General features: G+C 67.5%; 10 protein-coding genes. 2 read left to right on the top strand and 8 right to left on the bottom strand.

Annotated features, from left to right (window positions below):
* Positions 1–193: 193 nt before the first annotated feature.
* The 6 genes from ACFWF1_RS42145 to ACFWF1_RS42120 form a co-directional block, all read right to left on the bottom strand.
* Complete coding sequence (locus ACFWF1_RS42145) at positions 194–1,366, bottom strand: PucR family transcriptional regulator (protein WP_379290410.1); 1,173 nt, start codon at positions 1,364–1,366, stop codon at positions 194–196.
* A gap of 20 nt (positions 1,367–1,386) precedes the next feature.
* Positions 1,387–3,192: an AMP-dependent synthetase/ligase gene (locus ACFWF1_RS42140; protein WP_379290412.1), complete on the bottom strand. Its 1,806-nt coding sequence runs from the start codon at positions 3,190–3,192 to the stop codon at positions 1,387–1,389.
* A 252-nt stretch (positions 3,193–3,444) separates the two neighbouring features.
* Positions 3,445–5,067 carry a right-handed parallel beta-helix repeat-containing protein gene (locus ACFWF1_RS42135; protein ID WP_379290413.1) on the bottom strand — a complete coding sequence of 541 codons (1,623 nt, stop codon included), beginning with the start codon at positions 5,065–5,067 and terminating at the stop codon, positions 3,445–3,447.
* A 138-nt stretch (positions 5,068–5,205) separates the two neighbouring features.
* Positions 5,206–5,487, bottom strand: coding sequence for a DUF427 domain-containing protein (locus ACFWF1_RS42130; RefSeq protein WP_379290415.1), 282 nt, complete (start codon positions 5,485–5,487; stop codon positions 5,206–5,208).
* A gap of 40 nt (positions 5,488–5,527) precedes the next feature.
* On the bottom strand, positions 5,528–7,285 hold the full coding sequence (locus ACFWF1_RS42125; RefSeq protein WP_379290417.1) for a DUF4873 domain-containing protein: 1,758 nt from the start codon (positions 7,283–7,285) through the stop codon (positions 5,528–5,530).
* The gene (locus ACFWF1_RS42120) at positions 7,282–8,181 is read right to left on the bottom strand and encodes a diiron oxygenase (RefSeq protein ID WP_379290419.1); all 900 of its coding nucleotides are present in this window, start codon (positions 8,179–8,181) and stop codon (positions 7,282–7,284) included. Before ACFWF1_RS42120 ends, ACFWF1_RS42125 begins: the two co-directional genes overlap by 4 nt.
* Before the next feature lie 99 nt (positions 8,182–8,280).
* Here ACFWF1_RS42120 and ACFWF1_RS42115 point away from each other — a divergent pair, with 99 nt between their 5' ends.
* Positions 8,281–8,991: a TetR/AcrR family transcriptional regulator gene (locus ACFWF1_RS42115; protein ID WP_379290421.1), complete on the top strand. Its 711-nt coding sequence runs from the start codon at positions 8,281–8,283 to the stop codon at positions 8,989–8,991.
* On the opposite strand, the gene ACFWF1_RS42110 is transcribed toward ACFWF1_RS42115, so the two are convergent.
* Positions 8,984–9,535 (bottom strand): NUDIX hydrolase, encoded by a 552-nt coding sequence (locus tag ACFWF1_RS42110; protein ID WP_379290423.1) that lies wholly within the window; start codon positions 9,533–9,535, stop codon positions 8,984–8,986. The genes ACFWF1_RS42115 and ACFWF1_RS42110 overlap by 8 nt on opposite strands.
* A 64-nt stretch (positions 9,536–9,599) precedes the next feature.
* Here ACFWF1_RS42110 and ACFWF1_RS42105 point away from each other — a divergent pair, with 64 nt between their 5' ends.
* Positions 9,600–10,355: a DUF6882 domain-containing protein gene (locus tag ACFWF1_RS42105; protein ID WP_379290425.1), complete on the top strand. Its 756-nt coding sequence runs from the start codon at positions 9,600–9,602 to the stop codon at positions 10,353–10,355.
* 43 nt (positions 10,356–10,398) lie between these two features.
* Here the strand turns inward: ACFWF1_RS42105 and ACFWF1_RS42100 are convergent, their stop codons facing one another.
* The gene (locus tag ACFWF1_RS42100) at positions 10,399–11,607 is read right to left on the bottom strand and encodes a DUF418 domain-containing protein (RefSeq protein WP_379290427.1); all 1,209 of its coding nucleotides are present in this window, start codon (positions 11,605–11,607) and stop codon (positions 10,399–10,401) included.
* Positions 11,608–11,618 lie beyond the last annotated feature (11 nt).

Genomic DNA, 11,618 nt, shown 5'->3' with positions numbered 1-11,618 from the left:
GCCGAACTGGGCCGCCCACTCCCGGATTGTGTCCGGCTGGTCGGCGGCCACGCCTGACCTCATCGTCGTTACACAGCACAACGCATAAGCGGGGTGCTCCAACACCGGCAATTCCCAAGGGGATTCGCCGTGTCTTTGGAATAGTGCCTAAAAGTTGTTAGACCGCAGCCGATTACGGAGCTAATGCGGCGGATTATGGTGCGAACGAGGCGGATTCGAGTCGCCTGGCCAGCCGCGCGGCGGACAGCGTCATCGCGTCGGCCGGGCGATGCGGGTCCAGCCCGGTCAGCTCGTGCACCCGAGAAAGCCGGTAGGTCACCGTATTTCGGTGCACGTTGAGCTGCCGTGCGGTCGCCAGCTGATTGAAACCGCTGTCGACGAACACCTCCAGGGTCTCCGCCAGCATCGGCTGCGCGTCGAGCGGCGCGAGCACCGAGGCCAAGCCAGGCCGGGCCGCGTCGCTCACCGCGACCGTGTACTCGAACTGCAAATCCTGTCTGCGGCACAGGATGTCGCGGCGGGTGAGGCAGCGGCCCAGTTCGGCGAGCACCCGCGCCTCGGCGTACATCGTCGGGATCGCGTCCTTGCTGCGGGCCGCGCCGACACCGACCCAGTAGGGCGGCGGTTCGGCCGGTTCCTGCGCGGGCAGCCGGGAGGTGAGCGCGGACAGCGTGGCCGATCCGTCGTCACCCGACTGCAGCGGGATCAGCGCGGTCCAGCCGCCCGCGTCCAGCCGCAGGAACACCCCGGGAATCGCCTCCACCCGATGCCGCAGCGCCGACGCCGGGCCGCCGCGGGTGCCGCACAGGCGGAACACCGCGACGAGGAAGGCATCCGCCACCGGGATCACCGGATCGTTCGCCCACTCCACCGGGTCGCGGCCGGTGAGCAGCGCGTCGGCGATGCCGCGCCTGCGTTCCAGCAGCTCCCAGCGCGGGTCGTGCACCCGCTGGGTGGCCGCGGTGGCGATCCGCGAGACCACCAGCGTGACGTATTGCAGCAGCATGAGCGACGCGTCGAAGAGCAGCTCGCGCTCGGCCGGGGTGGCCGAGGCGCGCAGCCGTTCCCAGATGAACGCCGCGCCGAACCGATAACGCTCCAGCACCTCCGGCAGCGGGGTGCCGTCGCGCAACCGGTCCATCGCCAGCTCGACGAGTTCCCTGGTGTCCTCCTCCGTCGGCTCCTCGCCGCGGCGCAGGTACTCGAAGAACAGGTCGACGTTGAGCTTGGTGCCTCGGGCGAAGTCGGTCTCCACCAGGGACTGCGGCAGCCGTTGGTACGGCGGCAGCGCGGCGTAGAACGCTTCGAGCGTCGACGCGGTACGGCGATGAAGCTCGTCGAACACCCGAGTCCGCGATGGCATCATGCTGGTTCTTCTTCCCGGACTTAGGTGGAGTACAAGGTTTCGATGGTATCTGTGTAGCCGTTCGAGATGGGCTTGCGCTTGAGTTTGCCAGTTGCGGTCAGGTAGTCACTGCCGTTCTCCCAGACCTCGGGGAGCACGACGTACTTCCTGATCTGCTCGACCCTGGACAGTTTGCTGTTCGCCGCGGCGATGCCCTGGTCGATGGTGCTCAAGATCTCCGGGTCCTTCGACAGCTCCGCGACGGTGCTGCCCGCCAGGTGGTGCCGCTGCGCGTACGCGGCGGCCAGATCGGGATCGAGGATCAGCAGCGCCGTGTTGAACGGCCGCTGCTCGCCGATGACGACCACGGTGCCGATCAGCGAGCAGTTGTCGGTGACCGTGTTCTCGATGTTGGCCGGGGACATGTTCTTGCCCGACGCGTTGATGATGAGCTCTTTCTTGCGGTCGATGATCGACAGGTAGCCGTCGCTGTCGATGGTGCCGATGTCGCCGGAGTGCAGCCAGCCGTCGGCGTCGATCGCCTCCGCGGTCTTGGCCGGGTCGTCCCGGTAGCCGCGCATCACCATCTTGCCGCGGATCAGCACCTCGCCGTCGTCGGCGAGCTTGACCTCCGCGCCGGGCAGCACGGTGCCGACCGTGCCGATCTTGACCCGCTCCGGCGGGTTGAGGGTGGCGCCCGCGGTGCATTCGCTCATGCCGTAGCCCTCGCACAGCGGGATGCCGAGCCCGAGGAAGAACTCGTGCACCTCCGGCGGGATGGCGTTCGAGCCGGTGACCGCGATGCGGACCCGATCGAGTCCGAGCCCGTCGCGGATCGAGGCGAGCACCAACCGATCCGCCAGCGCGTACTGGACCTTGTCGATGGCGCCGAGGGTGCGGCCGTCCGAGGTGGCGCGGGCTTTCTTGCGGCCGGCGCCGATCGCCCAGTCGATCAGGCGGCGCTTGACCGGTGACTCGGTGGCGAACCGTTCCTCCAGTGCGCCTTTGACTTTCACCCACACCCGGGGCACACCGAGGAACACGCTCGGGTGCACCTCCGCCAAAGCCGTTGCCACCTGCTTGAAGTCGGCGACCGTGGTGATCTGGCAGCCCTCCAGCAAGGTCAGGTAGTGCGCGAACCAGCGGTTGGCGGCGTGCGCGTCGGGCAGGTAGGAGATCACCCGGTCGTCCGGGCCGCCACCGCCGAATGTGTCCAGGACTCGGGCGTTTTCGATGAAGTTGGTGTGGGTGAGCTCGACGCCCTTCGGCGGGCCGGTGGTGCCGGAGGTGTAGACGATGGTGAGCAAGTCGTCGGGCTCGACCTTGCGCCAGGTGGCCTCGAAATCGAAGGTGCCTGCGGTCGCCTGCTCGACGTCGGTGAGCGCGACGGTGCCCTCGGGTGCCTCGTCCACGCAGATCACGTGCTCGACGTGCACGCCCTGCGCGGCGGCCTTGGCGACCGCCTCCAGGATTTTCGGCGCGAACTGGCTCTCGCAGACGACGGCCTTGTTGCGCGCGTTGCTGAACTGGTAGACGAGCAGGTCGACCGGGTTGGTGTTGTACACCGAGAACGGTGTCGCGCCGGTGTGCAGGACGGCGGTGTCGCAGAGGTGGAACTCGGGGCGGTTGGTCAGCATGATCGCGACCGTGTCGCCCGGTTCGATGCCCAGCGCGGCGAGGCCGGTCGCGATGGCCTGCACGCGTTCGCCGTACTCCCGCCAGGTGATCGAGATGGCGCCGCCGAGGGTGCGCAGCGCGACCGAATCCGGATACTTCGCGACGTTTGACTGGAACGCCGCACATAGCGTGTCCGGGCGGGCGGCCGCCGGGACTGTCGATGAAACCAAGAACCTAACCTCTGCTAGCGAAGGGCTGAGGTCATGCCCGGTCGGGTGGGGACGGGGATGACCTCATCGTCATCTATCAGCAGAACGCATGAGCGAGTGTGTGCGCTAGCGACAAACGCGCAGAGTGTGGCGCGCGACATTGTGCACTTGACCAAACGGAGGCCTCCAGGGTCGCTTCAGCACCGCTACCGTTCAGCCTGCCCGGGGCGGGCCGGTCGCGCGAGGGCCGTTCCGGTCAGCGGGATGACATTTTCAGCCGCATATCGGCCAGCTTTCCGGGTGATCCAGCGGGAGGCTCGGTGCCGCCATGGCGGCGGCGGTGCTCGGCGCGAAGCAGTTGTCGCCCGCGCTGCCGAGGCGGCCGCCGCCGAAGTCGAGCACCGAGCCCGCGCCCAGGGTGCTGTCACTTCGACCAAGGGCGATCGGGCCCGCGAAGCGCGACCGTTCGATCTTGCCGGTCAGCTCGGCCAGGTCGCCGACGGTGCGGACGTGCAGGTCGGCCACGGTGCTGTCCGCGACGGAGGTGTCGGCGATATCGAAACGCATGGTCGCCGTGGCGGGCGCGGGACCGGCGGGGGAGTAGGCGTACACGCCGATGCCGTCGGCGCTGCATCGGCTGAGCTGCGCGTTGCGCAAGGTGAGTGCGGTGGTGTTGTCGCGGCCGAAGCTGGCGGCGAACAGGCAGCTGCCGAGATTGCCGGGGACCAGCGGATTGAGCGCGGCGCCGGGGAAGCTGGAGCCCGACGCGGTGAGGCCGTCGATGGTCATCACGTGCCGGGCGCCTTCGGCGCTGAGGTTCAGGTTCTGCACGATATCGCCTGGGACATCGAGGAATTCGCTGTTGGTGAGGGTCACTTCGCTGTCCGGGGTGCCGTTGCTGGTGACGAATTCGATGCCGTTGGCGGAGAGGTGGCCGCCGCCGTGCCGATAGCTGTTGCGGTCGATGGTGATTCGCATGCGGGCGCGGTCGGCGGCGTTGACGAAGATGCCCTCGCTGTCGGCGGCGGCGTTGAGCGGGTCGTTCGCGGGCAGTGCGATGCCGCGCTGGGTGTTGCCGCGCAACGCGGCGGTGAGCGAGGAGGTGCCGGTGCTCTGCAGGCCGACGGCGAGGACGGAGAGTTTGGCGATGCCCTCGTTGATGTTCTCGGTCAGGTTGTCGGTGATGGTGGCGGTGACCTGGGCGGAGCCGGTGCTGCGAACATCGATACCGTCGCCACACGCGGTGTCGTGCACGGTGTTTCGCTCGATGGTGAGAGTGCTCGCGCCGGCGTCGGAGTCGATCATGATGCCCGCCCAGCCGTTGTTCAGTGCGACCACGTTCGGGGCGACCGGGAGCGACATGCCGAACGGGACGCCGATCATCGGCGGGAACGGCTGCACCAGGAAGCCGTCGTGGCAGGCGCGGTTGGTGGCGGCGACGGTGTTGCCCGCGAGGACGGTCGTGCCGACATCGCGGCCGTAGATGCCGCCGCGCTGGGCGCTGGTGACGGTGAGGTCGCGGACCTCCGTGCCGGGTGCGAGCCGGATCGCGTCACCGTCGTTCGCGGCGGTCGTATTGGCCACCGCCGCAACGTTTCCTGGGGCCTGGCGGCCGAGTAGGCGCTGGCCCGGTTTGAGGGCGATGCCGCCGTCGAGCGGTGGGGTGCCCACCGGCGCGGCCAGGACAACGAGGGTGTCACCGTCGCCCGACGCCTGCTGGACCGCCTGCAATGTATTGAAAGGCGTTGCCTCCGTGCCATTTCCGCCTGCTACGGCGGTCGCGCTGACGAACCAGGTCCGGCCCGGGCCGGCGCTCGCGTGTATCGGCGCCGTGGCGACGGCGAGCGCGCAGCACAGCGCGCTCGCCGCGGCGAACCGCGGTGACAACAGTGTCATGGGGGCCTTCCAGATCGAACTCGACGATGCCGCGCATCGTCGTGTGATCCAGCCCACCCCACAATCGGACCGCGTGGTATCGGCAGAATCCCGAACCTACCGCCGATTCTTTGTGCGAACGCCAAGTCCGCTGGTCCCTCAGGCGACGTCTACGCCACGCCAGAACGCCACATAGTCCTTGATCTCGGCCGCCTCGGGTTTCGGATCCGGGTAGTACCAGGCGGCGTCGGGGTTGGTTTGGCCGTCGACGACGACGGTGTAATAGCTGGCAGTGCCCTTCCATGGGCAGAACGAGTCGGTCTGTGACGGCTGGAAGAACTCGGTGTGTACCGAGTCGGGTGGGAAGTAGTGGTTGCCTTCGACGATGATCGTGTCGTCGCTGCTCGCGAGGACACGACCCTGCCACGTTGCGGTTGCCATGTCTTCGATTCTGCCGGAGCCGCCGCAGTGGTCCCAGTGATTAATGGACCGCGGCGGGTTCGAGCGGGTACGGCGGGTCGCCGATGCCGACGATGCGCAGGTTGCCCCATGGGTCGCGTTCCTGGAGGCGGCCTGCGGTGGGGAAGCGACCGGGGAGGGTCAGGAAGACCTCGGCGCGGCCCGGATCGGGCAGATCGGTGCCGGTGATCCGGCCGTACCAGTGGTAGCTGCCGTCGATGGGGTCGGCGTGGCCGCCGAGGGTGACCGTCACCGCGAGCAGCGAGCCGGGGGAGTCGAGCGTGGCCGGGCCCGAATACTCTAGTGCCGGTTCGCGATCGGCGGCCACGGTGAGGTCGTAATGACCCGGATCCGGGTGCCGCATGGTGCGCCAGTAGGAGACGCTGGAACCTGGCCAGGCGGCGCGGTTGACGCCGTGCTCGTCGAGATACCAGCTGTTGCAGCCGCCCGCGTTCCACACGGTGCCCGCCAGTTTCTGCTGGGTGCGGCGATTGAACTCGTGCTGGGTGGCCGCGCGCACCTCCATCCGGGTGCTGGAGGTCTTGCGCAAAAGTTCGACGCACTGTCGGATGTAGCGGGCCTGTGCCTCGATCATGAAGATGATCGACTGGTGTCCGCCGCCGGAGTTCGGGCCGACGATCAGGAACATGTTGGGGAAGCCGTGTACGGCGACGCCGAGGAAGCCCTCCACGCCGTCACGCCAAGCCTCTTGCAGGGCAAGGCCGTTGGCGCCGGCGATGTGCTGATCGGCGAATCGGTCGGAGATCTTGAACCCGGTGCCGTAGACGATCGCGTCGAAGCTGTCCTCAGCGCCGTCGACGGTGGCGATACCGGATTCGGTGAGACGCGCGATGGGTGTGGTCACCAGGTCGACGTTGTCGCGCTGCAACGCGGGATAGAAGTTGTTGGACACCAGGATTCGCTTACAGCCGAGCCGGTAGTCCGGGGTGAGCCGATCGCGCAGGTCCGGGTCGTGGACCTGGCGGCGCAGGTGCCCGCGGGCGACCGTCTCCACCCGGCGCATCAGCTCCGGGTTCATGAACGCGGGGATCATCGCCTCGTAGCCCCAGTAGACGGCCCAGCGGTAAAGCCGTTGCGCGCCGGGCAGATACCGGAACATCCCGTGCTCCACCGAGGTCAGCGGGCGGTCCGGTTTCGGCACGATCCAGTGCGGGGTGCGCTGGAAGACCGTCACCTGCGCGGCCTCTTTGGCGATCTGCGGCACGAACTGCACCGCGCTGGCGCCCGTGCCGATCACCGCGATCCGCTTGCCGCGGATATCGAAGTCGTGGTCCCACTGCGCCGAGTGGAAACTCTTGCCGCGGAACGTGTCCCGGCCTGGGAACGCCGGCACCGAGGGCTCGTGCAGCGGGCCGGGCGCCAGCACGACCATCCGGGGACGGAATTTCCGCCCATCCGCGAGGCCGATATCCCAACGGTCGGCGGCATCGTCGAAGTCGAGCGTCACCACCTCGGAGTGCAACCGAATGTGCCTGCGCAGGTCGTACTTATCCGCGACGCCGCGCAGGTAGTCCAGGATCTCCGGCTGCCGCGCGAACATCCGCGTCCACCGCTTGTTCGGCTCGAACGAGTACGAATACATCAGCGACATCACGTCGCAGCCGGCCCCCGGATAGGTGTTCTCCCGCCAGGTGCCGCCGATCTCGTCGGCCTTCTCCAGCACGACGAAATCGTCGATGCCCGCCTTGCGCAGCTCGATGGCCATGCCGAGACCGCCGAAACCCGCACCGACAATGACGATTTCAGGGTTCTCGATCATGCGAGCAACCCCCGCCGCCGCCAGATCCACTCGCCGACCGGACCGATGAGGCCCTGCTTCTGCAGGAACACACCGAGATTCGCGGCGCCGATGCCGAGTGCCTTCTTGGCGTCCGGGTTGCTGGTCGCGATCCGCCGGGCGGAGCGCCCGTCCAATCCGGCGCGGGTGTACATGTGCCGATTGGTCAGCAGGTAGACGAACAGCGGCGCAGCGACCGCGACACACAGCCTGGTGTAGGCGAGTTCGGCGCGCGACATGCTCGGCACCATCCGAGCCAGCGCGTCCCTGGCGAAACCGATGTGGCGCGCCTCCTCGGTGACGTGGATGCGCATCGCGCGGGAAACCAAGGGCTGCAACTCCGGATCGTCCAGGGTGCGCCGCTGGATCGCGTCGAAGATCTCCTCACCGACCAGCGCGCCGACCCAGGTCATGGAGCCGCGCAAGAAGATCGGCAGCACGCCGATCGCCATTCGGCCCGCGCGGTGCGGCCAGTACGGTCGTGCCTCGATGCGGTCGATCAGTTTGCCGAACATCATCATGTGCCTGCACTCGTCACCCATCTCGACGAGCGTGTAATGCGAATGCCGGGTGGTCGGGTCGTCGGCCATCAACTCGCGCAACAGGAGTCGGTTCAGCAGGTTCTCGAACCAGATGCCGACCGACAGCACGTTGGCCAGTTCCTGGCGGGACAGTTCGCGCTGTTGCTGCGGCGTCATCGATTCCCACAGCGCGGTGCCGTACAGCGAAACGACCTCGGCGGGGAGGAAGAGTTTGTCCGGATCGAGCGGCGCGTCCCAGTCCATGTCGACCACCGGGTCGTAGGACTTCTTGACCGATCCGGTCAGTAGGCGCTGCGCGAAGGACTCTTGCGGGATCAGTGCGGCCTCGTTGCCCATGACTGCTCTCCAACATGTCGACTATCCGGTACAAGCTGTCACATTTAGATTAGTGAGACGCACTGTCGCAGTCAACCGTCGTGCGGGTATCGTGATTAGGTGACCACGACCAGCGGAAACCTCGAGCCGCCCGTCGCCGACGGGCGCGCTACCCGCTGGAACGGACATAAGGCACAGCGCAGGGCCGACGTGATCGACGCCGCGATCACCGTTATCGAGGAGCACGGCGTCGAGGTATCGGTGCAGCAGATCGCCGACCGCCTCACGCTGCCGCGCCCGGTGGTCTATCGCCACTTCGAGGGCCGCGCCGACCTGGACGAGCAGATCCGCCGCCAGATCCTGGAATCGCTACTCGCGCAGATCATGCCGAAGCTCGACCCGGAGGGCACGGTGCGCGATGCCGTGCGCGGCGTCGTCGGCACATACGTGCGCTGGGTGGAACGTCACCCGAACCTGCACCGCTTCATCGGCGGCGCGGCGCCCCAGGGTGATTCGTCGCTGGCCGGTGCCCGCGACCGCATCGGCGGCCGGCTGGCCGACCTGTTCGCCCTCTGGCTGTCCCGCTTCGGCATCGACCCCGGCCGGGCCCGGCCGATGGCCTTCGGCATCATCGGCTTCGTCGACGGCGTGGTGAACAGCTGGCGCGCCGACCCGGCCACCACCCTCTCCTCGGATCAGGTCGAGGGCATTCTCACCGAATCGGTGCTGGCGCTGTTCGAGGGCAACGCGCGCAGCCTCGGTGTTCCGCTGGAACGCGATGTGGTCGTCGGCGACCTACTCGCCAGGCCGGAAGCGTTGCGGGTTAAGTAGTTCCGTCGGTCCTCAGCGTCGGTCGGTGCAATTCGACTGCCAGGGCGATCAATTCGGCCACGTAGTCGCCATCGGTGCGGGCCAGCCGTAGCGCCTCGGGCAGCGGGACCGCGCGCACCTCCAGGATTTGCTCGGCGTCGTCGGGATTGGTCGGCACCGAGTCGAGGACGACATCGGCGGCACACCAGAGCCAGGCCTTGTGCGGGTGCGGCTGCCAATCCCGAAAGGGTGCAGCCAGATTGCTGGTGGCGTAGTGCGCGCCGAGCCGGCGGACCGGGCCGGTAGGGTAGGCGCCTGCTTCTTCGCGGAGCTCGCGGCGCAGGCAGTCCTCGATCGACTCGTCTCGCTCGCGCGTGCCGCCGGGAAGTAGCCAGATATCGCGATCGTCGCGGCAGAGCACGATAGTGTCGCCGACGAAGCAGACGACGTGGATGTTGGTGACCAGTTCGTCGGGCGGGGCTTCGGTCGAGAACCGGACGTCCATATCACCCCACGCCCAGTGGGTCGGGGTGTGCAACAACGGATAACGGTCGGCCAAGGTCACCTCATGAAACTACTGGCAGGCGACGATACGTACGAGGGGGATTGTGTTGACTACGCTCATGCCGGTGTCCGAACCTGTGCCCTTGACGAGGCTGCTCGATGACGCGGGGTTACTGTCGCTCGAGCACCGGCTACACGTCGAAGAATTGCTGGGTTCGCATCGGTGGCAGGCCGATATGGACGCGGGGCGGCTCGAATTCGTCGGTGCGGAGCAGACATTCGTGTGTACCGACTTTCACCTGCTCGGCACCGCCGACGCCGAGACGTGGCTGTGGGCATGGGCGAATCCGTGGGGCTTCCCCAAGCCGCTGCTCGCGGTGGCGCGGATGGTGCGCGAGTTCGGCTTTCGCTATGGCGTCGCCGAATTGTGCGCCGCGGAAATGCCGGTCGCGCTCGGCCGGGCGGCGCCGGAACCGCATCAGGTGGCGGAGCTGCTGGCCGACGCCGCGAAAGTGATTTCCGGGCATTGGAGTTCGTACTGCGGCGTCACCGACGGCACGTGTGTCGCGTTTCTGGTCGAGCACCCGGCGTTCGAACTGCCGCCGCCGAGCGCGTCGGTGATCGCGCGCGTACTCGCCCATGGCATAGGCGCATTGCCGCTGGTCGACCATCGGCGCGCCACCCAGAGTTACCTGAGCAGGCGCGGCCTGGCCACCGGTTTTCTCGAGGACTATCGCGTGCTCGAATTCAGCGGCTCCGGCCTGGCGGGGACCATCGAATTCGATGCGGCGGGCGGCGTCGCGAACCTCGATGTCGGCGTGGTCATGGATCGAATCGAGTTGCCGTCGGAGTCGAAAACGCAGTCGGCCAACTCGCATTGAGGATCGAGCGCCCGGCCCTCGCGGATCGGGCGCCCGGCTGCGATCAGGCTTTTCCGGCCAGCGCCTGGTAGCTGCGATGCCAAGCCCATTCGACCGGCCCACGCTCGAAGTGACGTAACCAGAAGTGCGCGCCGGTCACGATGATCAGGGCAACCAGCAGGTAGATGCCGACGGTGAACGGCACCCGCGCGTCGGGCGAGACGCGGGCGGCCAGCCCGAAACCCCAGCCGTAGCACAGGATCGACGCCACCAGGTTCTGCAGGATGTAGCAGCTGAGCGCGGCGCGCCCGACCTCGGTGAGGCGGCGGCCGGCGAACCCGACCTGTGGCCTCCGCAGATAGAAGTGCGCGACCAGGGCCAAAATGCCCAGCGAGACAACAGGTGCGGTGCCGTACCGGGTGACGATGAAGTAAGTACCGTTGCCCGTGATCCCGGCGATCAGGTCGATCGGCATCGCGACACCGAAACCGGCGATCATCAGCCACTTGCGCATCGGCGCACCCTCCGGCCGGAAGATCCCGGCCCGAAACAGCCTGGCGCCCAGCAGGAACAACGCCACCGACATGGCGAACACGAACACCGTTTCCGAGCGGAACTCGCCTGCATTCTGCAGCCGGAACACCACCAGGTCCCAGAACGACCCGTCGGCATAGGGATTCGGGTCCAGCGTCCGGTGCGTCGGCGCGGGGCGCGGATGGAACGCCGTGGCCAGCCCGATGGCGGTGAGCATCACCAGATGAATGCCCGCCGCGACGATCAGCCAACGACGTTGCGCGCGTTCACCGGTCGCGAGCACGAACGCGACGAGCAGCCCGGTGATCGCGTACCCCATCAGCACGTCGAACTCCGCGACGAACACGAAGTTCAGCAGGCCGTCCAGCAGCAACAGCCCGGCCCGGATCGGATACTTGCCCGGCCAGCGTCGTCCGCCGCGCTGCGCCGAGCCCTGCTGAATGGCCAGCCCGATGCCGAACATGATGGTGAGCAGCCCGAGGAACTTGCCCTGCGCCAACTGCTGCAACGCCCGTTCGGCCCACAGCCAGCCGGTCGCGGGATCCTTCAACTCGTCGATGTAGCCGACCAGCCCCTGCGGGTTGGTCATGATCCAGATATTGGTGCCGAGCGTGCCGAGAATCGCGATACCGCGCAGCACATCCAGCGCGACCAATCGCGAACGCCCGGCCGGGGCAGCGTCCGCCGCACGATGCCGCGCTGCGGTGCCGACGTGCGGATCGGCGAGAGATTCGGTCATGCCCCGACTAT

Origin of the sequence: Nocardia sp. NPDC060255 (assembly GCF_042727395.1) — a bacterium.
Lineage (GTDB): Bacteria > Actinomycetota > Actinomycetes > Mycobacteriales > Mycobacteriaceae > Nocardia.
Note: the sequence above shows the minus strand (reverse complement) of the source record. Positions and strands in the feature narration are given on the sequence as shown.